Genomic DNA, 19,819 nt, shown 5'->3' on the forward strand with positions numbered 1-19,819 from the left:
GCATGCGGACATGCAGGACCCAGTCTATCGGGATCAAAAAATCAGGCGGTTGCGCTCAGCATTCGACGACGTTGACGGCGAGGCCGCCCATCGCGGTTTCCTTGTACTTGTCGGACATGTCCTTGCCCGTTTCCCGCATGGTCACGATCACCTCATCCAGGGACACCCGGTGTGTACCGTCACCCCACAACGCCATTTTCGCGGCATTGATCGCCTTCGCCGCAGCAATAGCGTTCCGCTCAATACACGGAATCTGCACCAACCCCCCGATCGGATCACACGTGAGCCCCAGGTTGTGTTCCATCGCGATCTCCGCCGCGTTCTCCACTTGACCCGGCGTACCACCCATCACCTCAGCCAACCCGGCAGCAGCCATCGACGACGCCGACCCCACCTCGCCCTGACACCCCACCTCGGCACCCGAAATGGACGCCTGCTCCTTATACAACACGCCCACAGCACCGGCAGCGAGCAAGAACTTCACCACCACGTCATCGCGGTCCCGCTGGGTGGCGTTCTCCATACCGGGGGCGTAGTGCAGCGCGTAATACAACACCGCGGGAATGATCCCCGCAGCACCATTCGTGGGAGCCGTCACCACCCGGCCGCCGGAGGCGTTCTCCTCATTAACCGCCAACGCGATCAGGTTCACCCACTCCTGCCAGTACTTCGGATCATTGCGGTCCTTGTCTTCCTTCAGGAGCCGCTCCAACCAATCAGGAGCACGACGCCGGACCCGCAACCCCCCGGGCAACACACCCTCACGCTTCAACGAAGTCTCAACACAGGCCTCCATCACGGCCCAAATATGCAGCAAACCCTCCCGGATCTCCTCCTCAGACCGGGACGCCCGCTCATTGATGAACATGATGTCGCTGATTCCCAACCCCTTCGAGGCACACCGGCCCAGCAACTCGGCCGCCGTCCGGAACGGCAGCGGCAACTCCTTCCTCGACTCCTCCAACTCAGCCCGGGCCGCGTTCTCCTCACCCTCACGGACAATGAACCCGCCACCCACCGAGAAAAACGTCGCCTCCTTGAGAACGTTCCCCTCAGCATCAGAAACCGCGAACCTCATCCCGTTCGTATGCCGCGGCAACACAGTCAACGGATGCAGCACCATATCCTCCACCGCATACGGCAACTGCACACCCCCACCCGAAGCACCAGCCAGGTTCAACAACCCGGTCTCAGCGATCGCCGCGAGACGCTCCTCCACCTCATCGGGCAGGATCAACTCGGGCTGAAACCCCTCCAACCCCAACAACGTCGCCGTCATGGTCCCGTGCCCACGACCCGTCGCAGCCAACGACCCATACAAATCCACGCGCAAACCCGCAACGTCCCCCAGCACGCCGCTGTCCACAAGCTCCCGGGCAAACACCGCGCCAGCCCGCATCGGCCCTACCGTATGCGAACTCGACGGACCAATACCCACCGTGAACAAATCAAAAACACCAACAGCCATAGCCGTGATTCCTTCATAAAACTTGAGGCGTTCCGGCAGATGGTCCTGCCGGATGGCCACTCCCGCTCGTGACGGAAGGCGACCGAAGCACGACGCCGGACGGCCCCCAAAGGCGGCAATCCGGCGTCGCAAGTTATTCAGTTACTGCATTCAACGCTACGCCCATCCGCGCCCGTTTCGGGGCCTCGCTGCGGATCGTGCCGAGCGTACGGCGTCCTGCGCAGCGGGCCCACGAAATGGCGGGCACAGAGATCAGGAAAGGTCTCCACCGTTCTTGGAGGCGTACTCCTGGGCCGAAAGCAACGGGCCCTCGGACTCAGCGGCTACCTTGAAGAGCCACCCCGCGCCGTAGGGGTCGTTGTTGATCAGGGCCGGATCGCTGACAACGGCGTCGTTGATCTCGGTGACCTCGCCGGTGACAGGCGAGTACAGGTCCGAGACGGACTTGGTGGACTCCACCTCTCCGCAGGTCTGGCCAGCGGTTACGGCAGATCCGACCTCGGGCAAGTCAACGTAGACGATGTCGCCCAGCGCGTCGGTGGCAACCTCGGAAATCCCAACGGACACCGAGTTTCCCTCGCCGCGGGAAACCCACTCGTGCTCGTCGGAGTACTGCAGTTCGGGCGCTACTTTGGGCATTCTGTTTCCTTTACGTGTGGTGACTACAACTAAAACCGGCGGGTTACTTTTGGCGCTTGTAGAACGGCAGTGCTACGACTTCGAACGGCTCGCTCTTCCCCCGGAGATCGATGTCCAGCGGGGTGCCAACCTCGGAGAGTTCGACGTCGACATAAGCCAACGCTACCGGGTAGCCGAGCGTCGGGCTCGGCTGGCCCGAGGTCACCTCACCGACCACTGCGCCGTCCTTCAAGACCGGGTAATGCCCGCGTCCAGCGCGACGCCCCAGGCCTTTGAGGCCCACGAGCCTACGCCCGCTGGTAGAGCCGGCGCCGTCTGCCTTCAAGGCCGCGAGTGCATCCTTGCCGACGAAGTCGCCTTCCTTGGACAGGGCCACCACAGGCCCGAGCCCTGCAGCGAACGGGTCCCCTTCGCGGGAGAGCTCATTGCCGTAGAGGGGCATTCCGGCTTCCAGGCGCAGGGAGTCGCGCGAAGCCAAGCCCGCCGGGACGAGCTCTCCGTCTTCTGCGACCTCGGTGATCGCCTGCCAGAGCGCAGCGGCGGATTCGTTGGGCACGAAGATCTCGAAGCCGTCCTCACCGGTGTATCCGGTGCGGGCGAGCAGCAGGTCCTGGGTTCCGCCGTCGAACGTGAACGGAACCTCGACGGCGGCGTAGTACTTCAGGTCCTGGACCAGCGCGTGCTGTTCGGCCGGCACCAGGCGAAGGAGGATGGCTTCCGCGTTCGGGCCCTGGACCGCAATCAGTGAAGTCGACGCGGAGGCGTCCTCCACGACAACGTCGAAGCCGGCAGCGCGTTCCAGCAGCTCGGCGGCCACAACCTTGGCGTTGCCGGCGTTGGGGACTACGAGGAACTTGTCCTCGCCCTCCACAGGTGACGGGCGGCGGTAGGTGATGAGGTCATCGATGATGCCGCCGTCAGCGTCGCAGATCAGCGAGTACTTTGCCTTGCCCTGGGCCATGGCGGAAATCTTGCCCACCAGGGCGTAGTCCAGGAACGCGGCAGCCTCGGGGCCGGTGACCCAGACTTCGCCCATGTGGGAGAGGTCGAACAGGCCTGCGGACTTACGGACGGCGTGGTGCTCGGCCAGCTCGGAGGAGTACTTCAGCGGCATCTGCCAACCACCGAAGTCCGTGAAGGACGCGCCGAGCTTCTTGTGCTCTTCGTAGAGAGCGGTGTAATTCTCAGTCATTGCAGGAACCCCTTAGTTCTCGAAGTCTTCGATCGGAGGGCAGGAGCACACGAGGTTCCGGTCACCGGCTGCGCCGTCGATCCGGCCGACCGGCGGGAAGTACTTGTCCTGCTTGAGGTGGTGGACGGGGAACGCGGCCTGCTCACGCGGGTACGCGCGGTCCCAATCGGAACTGACGACGGCGGCTGCCGTGTGCGGTGCGCGGCGGAGAGGGGAATCCTGCACGGAGAAGTCCCCGGCGGCGACTTGGTCGATCTCGGCACGGATGGTGATCATCGCCTCGATGAACCGGTCGATCTCGGCCAGGTCCTCGGACTCGGTGGGCTCCACCATCAGGGTGCCCGCCACCGGGAACGCCAGGGTGGGGGCGTGGAAGCCGAAGTCGATGAGGCGCTTGGCCACGTCCTCAGCGGTAACACCCGTTGTGGCCGTCAGTTCGCGAAGGTCCAGGATGCATTCGTGGGCAACGAGTCCGCCCTCGCCCGTGTAGAGGACCGGGAAGTGGTCGTTGAGGCGGGACGCGATGTAGTTCGCGGCCAGCAGCGCGGACTTGGTGGCATCGGTCAGGCCCTGGCCGCCCATGAGCTTCACGTACGCCCAGGAAATCGGCAGGACACCGGCCGAACCGAAACGGGACGCCGAGATCGGGACGCCGTTGCCTTCGGTCCAGGACGTGGCATCGCCGGGCATGAACGGTGCCAGGTGTGCTTTCGCTGCGACCGGGCCAACACCGGGTCCGCCGCCGCCGTGCGGGATGCAGAAGGTCTTGTGCAGGTTCAGGTGCGAAACGTCCCCGCCGAACTTGCCCGGCTGGGCAAGGCCCACGAGTGCGTTGAGGTTCGCGCCGTCGATGTACACCTGGCCGCCGGCCTCGTGGATCGCGTCGCACACCTCACGGACGTCGGCGTCGTAGACGCCATGCGTGGACGGGTAAGTGATCATGATGGCCGAGAGCGCGTCCCGGTGGGCCTCGATCTTGTTCTTCAGGTCCACGTGGTCGATGGTGCCGTCCGGTGCGGTGGCCACAACAACAACCTTCATCCCGGCCAGCACGGCCGACGCCGCGTTGGTGCCGTGCGCCGACGCTGGGATCAGGCACACGTTGCGCTGGTCATCGCCGTTGGAGCGGTGGTACCCGCGGATCGCGAGCAGACCGGCGAGCTCACCCTGGGAACCGGCGTTCGGCTGGATGGACACCTGGTCATAACCGGTGATCTCGGTCAGCTGCGCCTCAAGGTCGCTGATCAGTTCACGCCACCCCTCGGTCTGGGACTCCGGCGCGAACGGGTGGATGGAGGCGAACTCCGGCCACGAAATCGCTTCCATCTCAGCGGTCGCGTTCAGCTTCATGGTGCACGAACCCAGCGGAATCATGGTGCGGTCCAACGCCAGATCCCGGTCAGAGAGCTTACGGATATAACGGAGAAGCTGGGTCTCGGAACGGTGCGTGTTGAACACCGGGTGCTGCATGAAGTCACTCGTACGCTCCACGGACCCCTCCAGTGCGAAGCCCTCCGTAGACTCGGCAACCGAAGCGCCGAACACCGACGCAACGTCGGCCACTACCGCCGTCGTGGTGGTTTCATCAACCGAGATGCCAACCGTGTCGGGGTCGATGCCGCGGAGGTTGATGCCCTTGGCCTCGGCGTCGGCCACGATCTCTGCAGCGCGGCCCGGTACGCGGACGGTGACGGTGTCAAAGAAGGAACCGTGAAGGACCTCGACGCCGGCAGCCTTCAGGGAGGCCGCGAGGGTACGGGCGTGGTTGTGAGCCGTCTCAGCGATCGCTTTCAGGCCGTCGGGGCCGTGGTACACCGCGTACATCGAAGCAACAATCGCGAGCAGCGCCTGTGCCGTGCAGATGTTGGACGTGGCCTTCTCACGGCGGATGTGCTGCTCACGGGTCTGCAGCGCCAAGCGGTAGGCCGGGACACCGGCGTCATCCTTGGAAACACCCACCAAGCGGCCCGGCATGGAACGCTCCAGGCCCTTCTGGACAGCCATGTACGCCGCGTGCGGGCCGCCGAAGAACAGCGGCACACCAAGGCGCTGCGCGGAACCAACCGCAATGTCAGCGCCCTGCTCACCGGGAGGGGTGATGAGCGTCAGGGACAGAAGGTCGGCAGCAACCGTGACCAACGCACCGCGTTCCTTGGCCTCAGCGATCACAGCAGAGTGATCGAACACGCGGCCCGAAACACCGGGCTGCTGCAGCACAACACCGTTGATGGCACCCTCGGGAAGCCCGAGCGAGAGGTCCGCGACCTCAACCTCGAAACCCAACGCCTCGGCGCGGCCCTTGACCACGGCGATGGTCTGCGGGAGGCAGTCGGCGTCGAGGACGGTCTTGCCATCACGCGCAGCTGCGGACTTGTTCGCCCGGCGCATCATCAGGACGGCTTCGGCAACGGCCGTGGCTTCGTCCAACAACGACGCGTTGGCGATCGGGAGGCCAACCAGGTCCTGGACCATGGTCTGGAAGTTCAAGAGAGCTTCGAGGCGGCCCTGCGAAATTTCCGGCTGATACGGCGTGTACGCGGTATACCAGGCCGGCGACTCAAGGATGTTGCGGCGAATCACCGGGGGCGTGACGGTGTCGTAATAACCCTGCCCGATCATCTGCACAGCGGTCTTGTTCTTGGACGCCAGCTTGCGGAGCTCAGCGAGAACCTGCACTTCGCTCAACGCGTCCTGGAGCGTGAGTGCAACGTCCTGACGAATATCTTTGGGAACAGCGGTGTCAACCAGGGCATCGACCGTGTCATAGCCGACGGAGGCGAGCATAGTGTCGACGTCGGCTTGGCGTCGTGCGCCGATATGCCGATCGACGAAGGTGGTGGAGGCAGAACTAACCGTCACGGGGAACTCCATTACTTGGGCGGCGTTTGTGTACGCCACAGCGGCTGGGTCCCTCCCCACTCTGTATTGGACCTGAGAGTTTCCGCGCGTTGTGGACAATCATCGCTTGCACCGTCGGTGAGCACGGCAGCCTGCCCGGAGTTGGGCCGATTGCTGTGCTGCTTTCCAGAGTTGCCTCGCCGCGGCGGTGCATGGGCCTGAGAGATTCCTGGGGAGGATTTGCTCCTACGGCGCCTGCACCTCTTGCTTGCAGGACTCTCCCGCCGCAGATCAAAGGCATGTTCAGTTGTGTATGGGCACCTTGACAGGCACGCCACAAATGTTAATTGTCCTATGCGGCGCCGCTGCCCGCAAATGATGACCCGTTAGTTCCGCAGCCGGTCCAAGACACTGAGAAGAATCTCGACGTCGGCCGCCCGCCCGGCGTTGCCATTGTCCTGCCCGCCCTCGAACATCGCGTTGAAATACAGGCCGTCGCCCATATAGCTCACGGCCTTGGCGACGTCCGGCCCCACGTCCTCCGCCAAGACATCGAGCCACATCTGCTGGATTGCGGCAAACCTGAGCCTCGTTTCTTCATGAGCCACTTCGGCAAGGCGGGTCGCAGCCACGAAGGCGCGGTCCATGGGCGTGTCAGCCCATAGTGAGGAACGAATGAAGTGCACAGCAGCTCCTTCAGGAGCTGCCTTCATCCTTTCCGTGTCCTCTTCCGCGAGCTGGTCCAAACGCGCCAGCAAAGCAGTGATCAAAGATTCCTTGTTCGGGAAGTGATACAGCAACCCGCCCTTGGACACGCCTGCCCGCTTGGCGACGGCGTCGAGGGTGGCGGCGCGCTCCCCGACCTCAATGAGCAGTGCTTCGTAAGCGTCCAGGACGGCGTCCCGGGCAACTGGTTTTCGTGGCATGACTACATCATTCCCTAAAGGATCGGTTGATCTGAATTGAAACTATACCGTCTGGACGGTATAGTAAGTGCCATGTTCACTCCGTCCGCAACTCAGGCTCCCCGCTCCGTTCGGCCCGCTCTGGGCAGGACAGCGCCGTGGCGCGATTGGGCGGCGCTGGGACTGCTGATGTTCCCGGTGTTGCTGGTCGCCGTCGACAACACCGCGCTGACCTTCGCGCTGCCGCAGATCGCCCGATCCCTTGATGTGGGCGGCGTGCAGCTGCTGTGGATTATCGACGCCTACCCCCTGGTGTTGGCAGCCTTGCTGGTTTCCATGGGCAACCTGGGCGACAGGATCGGCCGACGGCGGTTGCTAATGATCGGCAGCACAGGCTTCGCAGCGGTTTCGGCTGCTACGGCATTTGCCCCTTCGGCGGAGTGGCTCATCGCCGGTCGCGCCGCCCTTGGCATCTTCGGAGCCATGCTGATGCCTTCCACGCTGTCTTTGATCCGGAACATCTTCACCGATCCCAACCGGCGTCGGCTTGCCATCGCCGTATGGGCAGCGGGTTTTTCCGGTGGGGCGGCCCTTGGCCCCATCTTCGGTGGTTGGCTGGTGGAGCACTTCTGGTGGGGCGCAGTCTTCCTGGTGGCCGCTTTCCTGTTGCTGCCGCTCTTGGCCTTCGGGAGGGTGCTCATCCCCGAGTCCAGGGACGCGAACCCCGGACGGGTTGATCCGCCAAGCATCGTGTTGTCCATCGTGACGATGGCCCCGTTCGTTTACGGCATCAAGGAATCCGCAATCCATGGTTTTGGAGCCATGCCTGCCGGTTTCCTCGTTTTTGGCCTGGTGATGGGCGTTCTCTTTGTTCGCCGCCAGCAGAGGATCGACAGCCCGATGCTCGATGTCAGCCTCTTCAAGAACAAGGTGTTCAGTACGGCCATTGCGGCCAATGTGTTGTCGCTGTTCTCCATGACGGGTTTCATCTATTTCTTCGCCCAGCATCTGCAACTCGTTGAAGGCCGTTCCCCTATGGAGGCCGGGATCGCCATGATTCCCGCCCTCTTGGCGACCGTGATGGCCGGCATGCTGGTGGTGCCGCTGGTTAAGCGCGTACGGCCCGGCTTCGTGGTTGCCGGTGGCCTGACCCTCAGCGCGGCGGGCTACCTCATAGCCGTGCTCGGGAACCACAGTGAGGGCCCAGTGTTCCTCTTGTCGGCATTGACCGTACTGGCGGTAGGTGTTGGTGCGGCGGAAACCATCTCCAACGACCTCATCCTTGGTTCTGTTCCGGCGGACAAGTCGGGGGCAGCCTCGGCCATCTCCGAGACGGGGTATGAACTCGGTTCGCTGCTGGGCACCGCCGTTCTCGGGTCCATCCTGACCGCGTCCTATCAGCACAACTTGGTCATCCCCGCAGGCGTCTCTTCGCAGGTTGCCGGAAAGGCCTCGGAGACGTTGGCCGGCGCGGTTGACGCCGCGGGCACCCTGCCTGAGCCGACGTCGGCGGCATTGCTGACCGCTGCCCGGGTCGCGTTCGACTCCGGCGTCCACATCACCGCGGCGATTGGGCTGGTTCTGATGGCTGGAGCGGCGGTGCTTGCCGGCGTCGTTCTGCGTCGCGTACCGAAGGCGCAATAACCGTTGTGTGGCCCGCTCTGCATGCTTCCCGCCGGGAATAGCCAGCAGAGCGGGCCTCACAACGCCTCTGTTGGCGCCGCCTTTGCGTCTACGCTGGCCGTGATCCCGTCGATCCGCTCCAGCGCCTCGGTGAGCCTGCCCACGGTCCCCCACAGTTCCGGGTGCTGTTCCCTGACCTTCGCCAAGGGAGTACCGGCCGAGGTCAGGGAGGCCAGATCGAAGCTCACGTTGGTACGGGCGCCGGCGATCGCGGCCCGGAGTGCTCCGAAGGCAACCACCACATCGGCGATCAACGCAGGATTCCCATGCTTGGCAAGCCACGCAAGATCCTCGGTGGCTTCCATGGCACGCTCACCCAGGCTTGCTGACGATTTCGCGGCCTCTATGGAGGCGCGGCGGATTGCCTCAGCGCGTTCCGGACCCGGGTCCAGGCGGAAGGCAGCGCCAAAAGCGTCGGAGGCAACGGCGTCGTCGTCAGCTAATTTCAGCGCCGCTTCGCGCATCTCCTTGGCTCTTCCCCGGATCCCTGCAAGCGCATCGCGATTCTCGCCGTCGGCGTCCGTATACCCGGCCACCATGGACGTCAGCGCTGCTGAAATAGCGAGCATGACGCCGGTGCCGGCTCCGCCCCCGGGGGAGCCAGTGGACTCGGCGAGCGTCTTGGTCCATTCCTCAACAGTGGATTGCTGCGTTGTGATTGAGTCGGATTTCGTCATGTCATCCAGTGTGCTCCGCGACCGGCCACCTACGCAGTTGTTGAAGCAGCGCGGCGTGGTGCAGTGGATAAGCTGTGGGCATGGACCTCCAAGAGCTGTACCGCGACCTGCACACGCATCCGGAATTGTCGTTCCAGGAAGTCCGAACGGCCGGGATTGTGGCCGGCCATCTTGAGCAACTGGGCCTCAGGGTGCATCGAGGCGTCGGGAAAACCGGTGTTGTGGGTGTGCTTGAGAACGGGGCGGGACCGGTGGTCATGGTGCGTGCTGACATGGACGGATTGCCGGTCAAGGAAGCCACGGGCTTGGACTATGCCAGTACAGAAGTTGGCATTGATCCGGAGGGCAACGAAGTTCCCGTGATGCATGCCTGCGGACATGATGTGCATGTGAGCTGCTTGCTCGGGGCCGTGGAATCTTTGTCCTCCGCGCGGCAGGAATGGCGGGGAACACTGATTGCGGTTTTCCAACCCGCGGAAGAATGGGGCGGCGGCGCTGAGGCAATGGTGAATGACGGACTGTACGGTTTGGTGCCAAAGCCCGACGTCGTCCTTGGCCAGCACGTAGCTCCGTTCCCGGCCGGCTGGTTGGGCCTCCGGGCCGGCGCCGCCATGGCTTCCGCGGACTCCCTGACCATCACCTTGCATGGTCAAGGTGGCCACGGATCCCGACCCGAAACAACTGTCGATCCGGTCCTCATGGCAGCTGCCGCAACGGTGCGGCTTCAGGGCATCGTTGCCCGCGAGCTTGCCGCCAGCGATTCCGCGGTGGTCACGGTGGGGCAGATCCATTCAGGGACCAAGAACAACATCATCCCCGAAACGGCCACGCTGGGGTTGAGCGTGCGTTCATTCGACGACGCCACGCGGGGCAAGGTGTTGGGCTCCATTGAGCGGGTGGTCCGCAGCGAAGCCGCTGCTTCCGGGGCTCCCCGGGAGCCCGAGTTCAGCTATGAGGACCACTTTCCGTTGACGTTCAATGATGAGGCGGCCGCAGGTCGGGTGACCGAAGCGTTCCAAGCGAAGTTCGGCGCCGGCCACATCATCGACCCAGGCCCGGTGTCGGGCAGCGAGGATGTGGGCGCCTTGGCAAAGGGTGCCGGGGCTCCGTTGGTCTTCTGGTTCCTCGGCGGCGCTGATCCGGCGTTATTCCAGGAATGGGCGACGACGGGACGCCTTCCGGAAGACATCCCGTCGAACCACTCCCCGCATTTTGCACCTGTCATCGAGCCGACGTTGACTCATGGCACCGAGGCACTGGTGACAGCTGCGCGGGAATTCCTCGCCACTAACTGACGGAACCTCGCCACCAGCGGACGGAACTAGGCGTTCTGGCGGACACGCTCCGTTGCTGGCTCGGTTACCTCGGATTCACGACGACGGCGGACCAGGAACGACCACGGCGATCCTTCTGCCTGCGGGGGCTTCCTTGGCGGAGCCTGCGGCTCCTGTTCCACCTTTGCCTCAGTTGGGTGCATCTCGGGCTTGCGCGCGGAGTCCTTCTTCGTGCGCCGCTCGAAGTTGTCATAGTACGCGTAGCACATGACCAACCTCCTTCCACGGCTGTCCTTTAATGTTCCTCGCAGCTGGACCGGATGTCGACTTGTTTTTAACACTGCCGGTCTATAACACTGCCGGCGTCAGTTCAACTGGTCCGGATGTTGATTTGCGCCCACACTAATATGGCCGGGATAGTTATTGGACGCTTGACGATAGGTGCCGCATGATCGAGATCCTTAGCCCCAACGAATTGCTGCGAGCCAAGGCAGCAGGTGCTTTGGTTGCGGACATTCTGCAGGCACTCAAGGAACGGTGCGCAGTAGGCACGAACCTCCTGGAGATCAATCAGTGGGCCAAGTCGATGATCCTCGGCGCAGGTGCTGAATCGTGTTACGTCGACTATGCCCCGTCGTTTGGTCGTGGACCGTTTGGCCACTACATCTGCACCGGAGTCAATGACGCAGTCCTGCATGGGAAGCCGCACGACTACAACCTTGCAGACGGTGACCTGCTGACGCTCGATCTCGCAGTGACCCTCCGTGGTATAGCCGCCGATGCAGCCATCAGCTTCATCGTTGGAGATTCCCGGCCAGCCGAGAGCGTGGCGCTGATAGAAACAACCCGCCGCGCCTTGGACGCGGGGATCGCCGCAGCCCGGCCAGGGGCCCGCATCGGCGACCTTTCCTACGCCATCGGCGCCGTTCTCTCCGAGGCCGGATACCCGGTCAACGTTGATTTCGGCGGCCATGGCATCGGTTCGACCATGCATCAGGATCCCCACGTACCCAACGCCGGCCGGCCCGGCCGCGGATTCCAACTGCAGCCCGGCCTGCTGCTGGCACTGGAACCGTGGGTCATGGCGGATACGGCCGAACTCGTCACCGACGCCGACGGCTGGACGCTCCGCAGCGCGACGGGTTGCCGGACTGCCCATACTGAGCACACCATCGCAATCACCGAAACCGGAGCAGAAATCCTCACGTTGCCGTCAAAGGGCTGACTCACGGACAGCAATAACTGACACGCCCTGCGACGTCGGAATCAACCGACGGCGGACGCCGCCCAGACGCGTAACAAGAAGCCTGGGAACAGGCGCCCCCTTGCACTTAGGCGTGACAGCGGCCATACTAAATGAACGCTATTCATTTAGTGATCGTCGTCTCACGGAGTAAACGCCCCACATGATTGAACTTTCCTGCCTCGAAGCCCCACGCTCGCGGGCTCGCACCCGGGACGGCGGTATCGACTTCCCCACCCAACAGCAACCGGCTTCTTCAAGAACAGGTCACTGACATGAGCCAAATCATCGGCCGCAAGAACGGCGCTTCCCTCCCCAATGACGGGGCAGACGCCGCCGGAACAGAACATGGTATTAGCGGCAAAGGACTCAAGAGCGGCCAACTGGGCCTCCTCGCCGTCGTCGTCCTCGGTATTTCCTCCGTTGCCCCGGCCTATAGCCTCACGAGCTCACTGGGTCCGGCCGTAGGCGCCGTCGGGGTACAACTGCCTGCAATCTTTATCGTCGCCTTCATCCCCATGATCCTCGTAGCGTTCGCTTACCGTGAGCTGAATGCGGATTCCCCGGACAGCGGCACTACGTTTACGTGGGCCACCAAGGCGTTCGGTCCTTTCGTCGGCTGGATGGGAGGCTGGGGGTTGCTCGCGGCCAACATCATCGTGCTGTCCAACCTCGCTGGCGTGGCGGTGGATTTCTTCTACCTCTTCCTGGCGCAGGTCTTCAACGATCCCGGCCTGGCGGACCTGACTTCCAACAAAGCCTTGAATATCCTCACCTGCCTGGTGTTCGTGGCACTTGCCGTATGGGTGAGCTACCGCGGCCTGCACGCAACCAAACTGGTGCAATTCAGCATGGTCGGGTTCCAGATCGTCGTCTTGGCGCTTTTCATCGTCATGGCCCTCACCCATGCCGCATCCGGTGATTCACCTACCGCTATCGCCTTCAGCTGGGATTGGTTCAACCCCGCCAAGATCAGCAGTTTTGACCAGTTCGCGGCCGGCATGTCCCTCGCCGTCTTTGTGTACTGGGGTTGGGACGTCTGCCTCACGGTGAACGAGGAGACGAAGGGCGGAAAGGGAACTGCCGGTAAAGCCGGAACCACCACCGCAATCGCGGTCTTGGGCCTGTACATCGCAGTCATCGTGGCCACCATGATGGTGGCAGGCGTTGGCGGGGACGGCATCGGACTGAACAACCCTGACAACCAGCAGAATGTGTTCGCCGCCCTGGCCTCCCCCGTCATGGGTCCCCTCGCTATCTTGATGTCGCTGGCCGTACTGTCCGGCACTGCTTCATCGCTGCAATCCACCATGGCTTCCCCGGCCCGGAGCTTGCTGGCCATGGGCCACTACCGCGCCTTGCCGCCCCGTTTTGCCTCGGTCAGCCCCCGTTTCGGCTCCCCGGGCTTCGCCACGATCATGGCCGGCGCGATCTCCGGCGGGTTCTACGCCATCATGAAGGTGGTCAGCGAAAACGTCCTCAACGACACCATCTTGGCCCTTGGCCTCATGATCTGCTTCTACTACGCCATGACCGCCTTCGCCTGCACATGGTATTTCCGGCACAGCTTGTTCTCCAGCGTCCGGAACGTGTTCATGCGCCTGCTCTTCCCGGTGATCGGAGGCGTTGTGCTTACCGTGGTGTTCTTCCAGACGGCAGTGGACAGTTGGTCGCCGGACTTTGGCAGCGGCTCCGAGGTCTTCGGCGTGGGCTTGGTGTTCATCATCGGGATCGGAATCCTTGCCCTTGGCGTTGTGGTCATGCTGATCACGGCGCGGCGACACCCGGGCTTCTTCCGCGGCGAGACCATCCGCAAGGATACCCCTGCCTTGGTGGTGCCTGAGTAGGCTTCCCAGTTCGAGAAAAAGCGGCCGGTCCGCATGGAAATTCCATGCGGACCGGCCGCTTTGGTATGCCCTCCCGTTCGCTGCGGGATCAGTTACCAGTGATGGGCGACGTCGACCACCAGCCGGGAGCCGCCGTCGGGCCCTGCAAGGGTGAAGACCCGGAACGGAAGCCGGGCGCGGACACCCAGCCCCAACGTGGTGGTACCTTCGAAGCTCCCCGCGTATGCCACCTGACGAAACGTCTGGTAACCGGTGACGTTAGCGAGATCCGTGGCGGACGACGGCGTGAAAGTCGGCTGACCACTTGGACCATACGACGGCGCATTCACCACCACACGAAGGGCGGCATCGCCCCTCAACGGCACCGGCATCCCGGACCCGTCCTGAACCACCGCGGGAACATACTGCACCGAATACCCGGCCACTGTTCCCGTAAGGTCAACCACCAACCGGTCAAAACATGCCTGCTGGCCTGTCCGGACGTTGGTGACCTGCGCGGAACTCATGGTGGGATCGGCCTTGGCCAAAGAACCCCACGTGATCCCGCAATATGCCGCTGCCGAGGCTGGCCCCGGCGCCATCAGGCCGAATGCTGCGGCTACGAACACCGCTGCTAAACCGGCCCTGAATTTCCTCATTTTTTGCCCCCTTCAGGCAAGATTGACAACTCAATCGTAGGAGGGCAGGGAGGGTTCAGAGCGGAAAATTGCTGCTTCGGCGCTCAACCGTTAGGGATGCACAGCGAAAGTGACGGCTCCGTGACTTTCTCAGCCTTCGCAGTCCTTGCAGTACTTAAAGCCGTTCTTTTCCAGGGCCACTTGGGAACGGTGGCGGACCAGGAAGCAAGAGGCGCAAGTGAACTCGTCCGACTGCTCGGGGACCACCACAACGGTCAGTTCTTCCCCGGACAGATCCGCCCCCGGGAGGTCGATTCCTTCGGCGGTATCGTTCTCGTCAAGGTCGATGACAGCAGTCTGGGCGCTCGGCACGCGGGAGGCCTGGAGGGCTTCAAGTGAGTCAGCCGGAGACTCTTCCTCAGTCTTGCGCGGAGCGTCGTAATCAGTAGCCATTAAGGGTTCGCTTTCGTCGCTGCAGGGCGCCCATACCGGCACCTCAGTGAAGCAGTTTAGGGCATGTGCTGCGGTAACAGTGAATAGTGTGCTGAAGGCAACATTCAGTCCTGCAATGCCTGCTCCACGATGTACTCCGCAATGGCGAGCGACGACGTTGCCCCCGGCGACGGCGCGTTTCGCACCAAAACCATGTTGCGGCGTCGTGCGATCACAAAGTCGTCCACCAGTGAACCGTCACTATTCATCGCTTGGGCGCGAACGCCCCTGGTTCCGGGCAAAATATCCGCGCCATCCAGTGATGGAACAAAACGCATGGCTTCGCGGATAAACCTCTTCTTGCTGACGACGGTTCTGAATTCGCGGATGGCGGACGGGACATTATGTCCGGCAAAATTCCAGAACCCCGGGAACAGGGCGTAATTGGCGATGTCACGGACACTCACGCGGTTCCATGTGTACGATTCGCGTCCGAAGGAGATGAAAGCATTCGGTCCAAGCATCATTTCGCCGTCGATGCGCTTGGTCAGGTGGACGCCGAGAAACGGGTGCTTGGGATCGGGAACCGGGTAAATCAGCCCTTTGACCTGATCCCGGGATTCCGGTCCGAGCAGGAAATACTGTCCAAAAAACGGGACGATTCGAGGGGTGCCCGGTTCCCCTGCTGCATGCGCCAGCCTGTCTGACTGCAGACCGGCACAGGCCACCACCAAGTCATGGATTTCCTCGCCGCCTTTTGTGCGCACTACCACTCCGGCCCCGCGATGCTCCAGCGAGGTAACCTCCTGGCCCAGCCGGATGGTGCCGCCCTGCTTGCGTACGTCCTCGGCCAAGGCGTTGGTGATGGCCGCGTAATCAACAATCGCCGTTTCCGGGGAATGCAAAGCGGAAAGCCCGACGGCGTTCGGCTCAACCTCGCTAATCTGCTCACCCGTGAGCATCCGTGCACCCGGAACTCCGTTGGCCAGAGCGCGGGCAAAGATGGCTTCCAAGCGCTTGTTTTCTGTTGCCGTCTGGGCGATCACCAGCTTGCCGCAGGCCTCGTAAGGGAGGTTTTTGGCGGCACAGAAATCCTGCAACAAGTCCACCCCCCGGCGGCATAGTCTCCCCTTCAAGCCGCCGGGTTCGTAGTAAAGGCCAGCATGGACCACGCCCGAGTTATGCCCAGTCTGGTGCGCGGCCAGGCGGTCTTCCTTCTCATAGATGGTGACCTGGACGCCGTCGAGCTTGTTGGCCAACTCCCGGGCTACGGCGACGCCGATGATTCCGCCCCCGATGACGGCGCATCGCTTGATCGTTGCGGCAGACATGGCACTCCTCACCGTTGGGGTCCAACTCACTCCACAGCATCGCACGAACGGCACGCGAAAGGGCGGCATGCGAAAGGGGCGGCACAAAAAGTGCGCCGCCCCTTCTTTGCGGGTACTGCTAGCCGGCTGTGGGCCGGTCGAAGCGCTGGCCGGCCGGGTTGGACGGCAAGAGCGAGAGCACAAGTACTGCCAGTGCGCCGAGGAAAGGCACAAGCACCAGCAGCGCCAGCCAGCCGCTGAAGTTACCGTCGTGCAGACGGCGGACCAGCAGCGCCAAGGACGGGATGATCGTCGCAAGGCCCCAGATGACGAGAAGGATGTAGAACGGGATGGCCCCAGCACCCGGAACCGTAGCACCGGAATCGGAGACCGTTGCTCCGGCCGCACCGATAACTGAGGCGAGGATGTTCAGGACCGTGCTGACGATGAACGAAACCAAAGTCCACCACCAGTATTCACTGCGGCTCGCCCGTCCCGTGAAGGCCGTGTACTTCTTGAAGAAACGCTTCACTGCGGCACCAATGGGGGCGCCATAGTAGGGAGCCCAAAGCGGCGGCTCGCCGGCCTGTGCTGAATAAGGTTGTGTCTATTGCGGTTGCTGCGGGTAGCTCATTGGTATATCCCCCGGGGCTAGTGTTGATAAGTCATACTCAGGATGAGTCGTGCTTATCGTAGTGCCCGCAGCAGCGGTAAAGGCATATTGAAAGAAACATTTAACGTCGAATTACCTTAATAGGACGTTATTCGGTCCGGCCCACCCGAAATTTAACCTTAAGTTGCGAACTGACGGCGCAGGTCCATTTTGCGGATTTTTCCACTGGCCGTCCGGGGCATCTCCTCGACAAACACCACGGATTTTGGAATCTTGTACCGTGCCAAGCGACCGTCCAAATGCGAGCGCAACTGCTCTTCCGTGAGCGACTGGCCCTCCCGGAGAGTAACGATCGCCCGTGGAACTTCACCCCATTTATCATCAGCTACGCCAATCACGGCAACACTCGCAACAGCGGACAGTTCCGCGATAGCTGCCTCCACTTCGGCCGGGTAGACATTTTCACCTCCGGAAATGATCATGTCCTTGATCCGATCGGACACGAACAGGAAGCCTTCATCATCCTGGCAGCCCATGTCACCCGAACGGAACCAGGACGAATCCGCGTAGCTTTCCGCCGTGGCTTGCGGCCTGTTCCAATACTGTTTGATGACGTTTGGCCCGGAAATTTGAATCTCCCCTACTGAGCCCGCGGGGGCCGGTCCACCCAGGGGATCGGCGATACGGATGTCAGTAAAAAAGTGTGGCAACCCGGCAGAGCCTGCTTTGTCCTTGGAGCGGGAGACGGGCAACATGGTGGCTCCGGGGGCTGTTTCCGTCATTCCGTAGCAGTTCGTGAAGCCGACGCCCCGCTGTTCATAGGCATCGAGCACGCGGGCCGGAACCGCGGATCCTCCGCAGGTGAGCTTGTCCAAGGAGCTGAGGTCCGCCGTCGACCAGTCCGGATGGTCGCACAGCATCTGGAACGTGGTGGGAACTCCGTTGAGAGTGGTGACTTTGTGGCGACCCACCAACTCCAGCACCCTTCCGGCGTCGAATTTGGACTCCAGCACCACCGTTGCTCCCTTGAGCAGCATCGGCAGCAAACCCATGTCCAAGGAGGCCACATGGAACAGCGGCGAAATCATGAGGGCAACATCGTTCCGGTTCAGGTCCATGTCCACCACGGTGTTGATGCAATTCCACGTGATGTTGCCGTGGGTCAGCAGCGCACCTTTTGGCTTGCCTGTGGTGCCCGAGGTGTACAGGATCATGGCACCGTCGTCGAGGGTCACCGGCTCATCCGTGGGCGCGCCTGCGGCGGCGCTGATCGCTGCATCGTAATGCTCGACGCCGGCCGGCAGCTCAGGGACGACAGCCACGGAGCTGCCGACGTCGGATGCCACCACGAGGCGGTGGGTTACCGCAGTGTCCACCAAGGACGCCGCCGCCACGTTGTCCAGGGCTGCCGCGTTGACCATGAGCCGCGCCCCCGAGTCCTGGAGCTGGAACTGGAGTTCATGCGCAGTCAACCGGGTATTCAAGGGGACGAAGATGGCGCCGAGCAGTCCACAAGCGAAGAACGTTTCCACGAATGAAGGGTGGTTCTCGCCGAGGTAGGCAACCCGGTCTCCTTTCCTCACTCCCCTGTTGTGGAGTGCGTCGGCCAGCCGGTCTGCCCTGTCCGCGAGTTCTGCGTAGCTCAGGGTCCGCTCGCCTGAGATGAGCGCCACCTTTGCCGCGGATTTGATGCGTCGGCGATGCAGCCACGAGCCAACTCCGTTGTTGTCCATGGTGAGTCCTCCTAACTGACCGTGGTGAGGTCGTTGTTCTTAGATTCCCGTGTCAGCAGGATGAAGACAATGGAGACCACTGACATGACCGCCAGGAACACCACCACGGGGACGATGCTCTGGCCGCCGTCCTTGTACAAGCCGGCCACGATGCCCGGCGTGAAGCCGGCACCGATCAGGGTGGCCAGTTGGTACCCCACAGCAGCACCTGTATACCGGTTGGTGGTCCCGAATTGTTCGGAGACAAAGGCGGCGAGCGGCCCGTACAGGGATGAATGCAGGATCAAGGCCACCGTGAATGCCAGGAAGATCAAGCCGATGTTGCCCGAACCGAGCATGCCGAACATTGGGAAGAGATAAAGCACGAACAGTGCCAGTCCTGTCACCATGACCGGCCTGCGTCCGAATCGATCCGACATCCTGCCGCCGAGTAGGACGAAGAGGATGGAAATGGCGGAGGCTCCCGCGAATGCATAGAGCACACCCTGCTGTGGCGCTCCTTTGGACACTGCAAACGTGACAGAGAATGTGGGCAGGACAACCTGGAGGCCGAAGCCTGCCGCTCCAGCAAACATGATCATGAGCAATGCCTTGGGCCTGCGGAGGACTTCCAGCAGCGGGATCTTGCGCTTGGTGCCTTGGGAGTTTTCCTTTGCCACGGCTTCGGCGAAGATCGGGCTTTCAGAAACCCGGAGCCGGACAAACATGCCAACCACCAGGAGCACAAAGGACAGGAGGAAGGGCACGCGCCACCCCCACGCGAGGAAAGCGCCCTGCGGGAGGGCCGAGAAGATTCCCATCACCACAGTGCCCAAGACCGCACCTGTCGGCGCGCCGGCGTTCACGAACGATGCCGCGAAGCCACGGCGCTTCGGGTCCGAATGCTCCAAGGCCATGAGCGCGGCCCCACCCCATTCACCGCCGACGGCGATGCCCTGGCAGACCCGTAAGAACACCAGTATCACTGCGCCCCACGGCCCAATAACACTGATTCCGGGCACTACGCCGATCAAGGTCGAGGCGATACCCATCATGGCCATGGAGATGATCAACATCCCCTTACGGCCAATCCTGTCACCGAAATGCCCGAAGATAATTCCTCCGAGCGGGCGCGCTACGTACCCGGCGGCAAACGTGGCGTAGGCGGCTACGACGCCCACCCACTCGTCGGTTCCCGCAAAGAAGACTTTCGGAAAGGCAACTGCCGCGGCGGTTGCGTACAGCAGGAAGTCGTAGAACTCGATGGTGCTGCCCAGATAGCTGGACAAGATGACCGTACGCGCCTCTTTGCGCTTGGTGGCCGTGCTCGACTGAGAGAGAGCAGTGCGTCCTGACATGGCTGTTCCTT

General features: G+C 62.5%; 16 protein-coding genes, 1 pseudogene and 1 riboswitch. Of the genes and pseudogenes, 4 read left to right on the forward strand and 13 right to left on the reverse strand.

The window, feature by feature from the left end:
- Nucleotides 1–55 precede the first annotated feature (55 nt).
- The 5 genes from SB659_RS04635 to SB659_RS04655 form a co-directional block, all read right to left on the reverse strand.
- Nucleotides 56–1,468, reverse strand: a complete 1,413-nt coding sequence (locus SB659_RS04635) for an L-serine ammonia-lyase (protein WP_284977489.1) — start codon at nt 1,466–1,468, stop codon at nt 56–58.
- Nucleotides 1,469–1,720: 252 nt separating this feature from the next.
- Nucleotides 1,721–2,107, reverse strand: a complete 387-nt coding sequence (gene gcvH, locus SB659_RS04640; protein WP_284977488.1) for a glycine cleavage system protein GcvH — start codon at nt 2,105–2,107, stop codon at nt 1,721–1,723.
- A 43-nt stretch (nt 2,108–2,150) separates the two neighbouring features.
- Nucleotides 2,151–3,299 carry a glycine cleavage system aminomethyltransferase GcvT gene (gcvT, locus tag SB659_RS04645; protein WP_410549642.1) on the reverse strand — a complete coding sequence of 383 codons (1,149 nt, stop codon included), beginning with the start codon at nt 3,297–3,299 and terminating at the stop codon, nt 2,151–2,153.
- Nucleotides 3,300–3,311: 12 nt separating this feature from the next.
- Complete coding sequence (gene gcvP / locus SB659_RS04650) at nt 3,312–6,170, reverse strand: aminomethyl-transferring glycine dehydrogenase (RefSeq protein ID WP_410549682.1); 2,859 nt, start codon at nt 6,168–6,170, stop codon at nt 3,312–3,314.
- Nucleotides 6,171–6,333: 163 nt separating this feature from the next.
- A riboswitch (glycine riboswitch) is annotated at nt 6,334–6,431 on the reverse strand.
- Nucleotides 6,432–6,523: 92 nt separating this feature from the next.
- Nucleotides 6,524–7,063, reverse strand: coding sequence for a TetR/AcrR family transcriptional regulator (locus tag SB659_RS04655; protein WP_284974145.1), 540 nt, complete (start codon nt 7,061–7,063; stop codon nt 6,524–6,526).
- Nucleotides 7,064–7,135: 72 nt separating this feature from the next.
- Between SB659_RS04655 and SB659_RS04660 the strand changes: the two genes are divergently transcribed.
- The gene (locus SB659_RS04660; RefSeq protein ID WP_284974144.1) at nt 7,136–8,686 is read left to right on the forward strand and encodes an MFS transporter; all 1,551 of its coding nucleotides are present in this window, start codon (nt 7,136–7,138) and stop codon (nt 8,684–8,686) included.
- Between the two features lie 56 nt (nt 8,687–8,742).
- On the opposite strand, the gene SB659_RS04665 is transcribed toward SB659_RS04660, so the two are convergent.
- Nucleotides 8,743–9,402: a cyclodeaminase/cyclohydrolase family protein gene (locus SB659_RS04665; RefSeq protein ID WP_410549643.1), complete on the reverse strand. Its 660-nt coding sequence runs from the start codon at nt 9,400–9,402 to the stop codon at nt 8,743–8,745.
- A 74-nt stretch (nt 9,403–9,476) separates the two neighbouring features.
- Between SB659_RS04665 and SB659_RS04670 the strand changes: the two genes are divergently transcribed.
- Nucleotides 9,477–10,697, forward strand: a complete 1,221-nt coding sequence (locus SB659_RS04670; protein WP_410549644.1) for an amidohydrolase — start codon at nt 9,477–9,479, stop codon at nt 10,695–10,697.
- Nucleotides 10,698–10,723: 26 nt separating this feature from the next.
- Here the strand turns inward: SB659_RS04670 and SB659_RS04675 are convergent, their stop codons facing one another.
- Entirely contained in the window at nt 10,724–10,945 is a 222-nt protein-coding gene (locus tag SB659_RS04675; RefSeq protein ID WP_284977481.1) for a hypothetical protein, read from the reverse strand.
- 179 nt (nt 10,946–11,124) lie between these two features.
- Here SB659_RS04675 and map point away from each other — a divergent pair, with 179 nt between their 5' ends.
- Complete coding sequence (gene map / locus SB659_RS04680) at nt 11,125–11,901, forward strand: type I methionyl aminopeptidase (protein ID WP_410549645.1); 777 nt, start codon at nt 11,125–11,127, stop codon at nt 11,899–11,901.
- 293 nt (nt 11,902–12,194) lie between these two features.
- A complete protein-coding gene (locus SB659_RS04685) occupies nt 12,195–13,766 on the forward strand; it encodes an APC family permease (RefSeq protein ID WP_410549646.1) in 1,572 nt (523 codons plus the stop codon).
- 92 nt (nt 13,767–13,858) lie between these two features.
- Here SB659_RS04685 and SB659_RS04690 read toward each other — a convergent pair whose 3' ends face one another.
- The 6 genes and pseudogenes from SB659_RS04690 to SB659_RS04715 form a co-directional block, all read right to left on the reverse strand.
- Nucleotides 13,859–14,404, reverse strand: coding sequence for a hypothetical protein (locus tag SB659_RS04690; RefSeq protein WP_410549647.1), 546 nt, complete (start codon nt 14,402–14,404; stop codon nt 13,859–13,861).
- 129 nt (nt 14,405–14,533) lie between these two features.
- Nucleotides 14,534–14,836 carry a DUF4193 domain-containing protein gene (locus SB659_RS04695; protein WP_410549648.1) on the reverse strand — a complete coding sequence of 101 codons (303 nt, stop codon included), beginning with the start codon at nt 14,834–14,836 and terminating at the stop codon, nt 14,534–14,536.
- A gap of 104 nt (nt 14,837–14,940) precedes the next feature.
- On the reverse strand, nt 14,941–16,146 hold the full coding sequence (gene lhgO / locus SB659_RS04700; RefSeq protein ID WP_410549649.1) for an L-2-hydroxyglutarate oxidase: 1,206 nt from the start codon (nt 16,144–16,146) through the stop codon (nt 14,941–14,943).
- Nucleotides 16,147–16,264: 118 nt separating this feature from the next.
- Nucleotides 16,265–16,759, reverse strand: a pseudogene (locus SB659_RS04705) (DUF805 domain-containing protein).
- 158 nt (nt 16,760–16,917) lie between these two features.
- On the reverse strand, nt 16,918–18,471 hold the full coding sequence (gene menE, locus SB659_RS04710; protein ID WP_410549650.1) for an o-succinylbenzoate--CoA ligase: 1,554 nt from the start codon (nt 18,469–18,471) through the stop codon (nt 16,918–16,920).
- 11 nt (nt 18,472–18,482) lie between these two features.
- Complete coding sequence (locus SB659_RS04715) at nt 18,483–19,808, reverse strand: MFS transporter (protein ID WP_410549651.1); 1,326 nt, start codon at nt 19,806–19,808, stop codon at nt 18,483–18,485.
- Nucleotides 19,809–19,819 lie beyond the last annotated feature (11 nt).

The organism is Arthrobacter sp. SIMBA_036 (genome assembly GCF_046535135.1).
GTDB lineage: Bacteria > Actinomycetota > Actinomycetes > Actinomycetales > Micrococcaceae > Arthrobacter.

Bases quoted from the DNA above. Each gene is read 5' to 3' on its own strand.
- SB659_RS04660 (WP_284974144.1), top strand. From the start codon at position 7,136: ATGTTCACTCCGTCCGCAACTCAGGCTCCCCGCTCCGTTCGGCCCGCT.
- SB659_RS04655 (WP_284974145.1), bottom strand. From the start codon at position 7,063: ATGCCACGAAAACCAGTTGCCCGGGACGCCGTCCTGGACGCTTACGAA.
- lhgO (WP_410549649.1), bottom strand. From the start codon at position 16,146: ATGTCTGCCGCAACGATCAAGCGATGCGCCGTCATCGGGGGCGGAATC.
- SB659_RS04685 (WP_410549646.1), top strand. From the start codon at position 12,195: ATGAGCCAAATCATCGGCCGCAAGAACGGCGCTTCCCTCCCCAATGAC.
- SB659_RS04695 (WP_410549648.1), bottom strand. From the start codon at position 14,836: ATGGCTACTGATTACGACGCTCCGCGCAAGACTGAGGAAGAGTCTCCG.
- SB659_RS04665 (WP_410549643.1), bottom strand. From the start codon at position 9,402: ATGACGAAATCCGACTCAATCACAACGCAGCAATCCACTGTTGAGGAA.
- SB659_RS04635 (WP_284977489.1), bottom strand. From the start codon at position 1,468: ATGGCTGTTGGTGTTTTTGATTTGTTCACGGTGGGTATTGGTCCGTCG.
- SB659_RS04675 (WP_284977481.1), bottom strand. From the start codon at position 10,945: ATGTGCTACGCGTACTATGACAACTTCGAGCGGCGCACGAAGAAGGAC.
- menE (WP_410549650.1), bottom strand. From the start codon at position 18,471: ATGGACAACAACGGAGTTGGCTCGTGGCTGCATCGCCGACGCATCAAA.
- SB659_RS04715 (WP_410549651.1), bottom strand. From the start codon at position 19,808: ATGTCAGGACGCACTGCTCTCTCTCAGTCGAGCACGGCCACCAAGCGC.
- map (WP_410549645.1), top strand. From the start codon at position 11,125: ATGATCGAGATCCTTAGCCCCAACGAATTGCTGCGAGCCAAGGCAGCA.
- gcvP (WP_410549682.1), bottom strand. From the start codon at position 6,170: ATGGAGTTCCCCGTGACGGTTAGTTCTGCCTCCACCACCTTCGTCGAT.
- SB659_RS04690 (WP_410549647.1), bottom strand. From the start codon at position 14,404: ATGAGGAAATTCAGGGCCGGTTTAGCAGCGGTGTTCGTAGCCGCAGCA.
- gcvH (WP_284977488.1), bottom strand. From the start codon at position 2,107: ATGCCCAAAGTAGCGCCCGAACTGCAGTACTCCGACGAGCACGAGTGG.
- gcvT (WP_410549642.1), bottom strand. From the start codon at position 3,299: ATGACTGAGAATTACACCGCTCTCTACGAAGAGCACAAGAAGCTCGGC.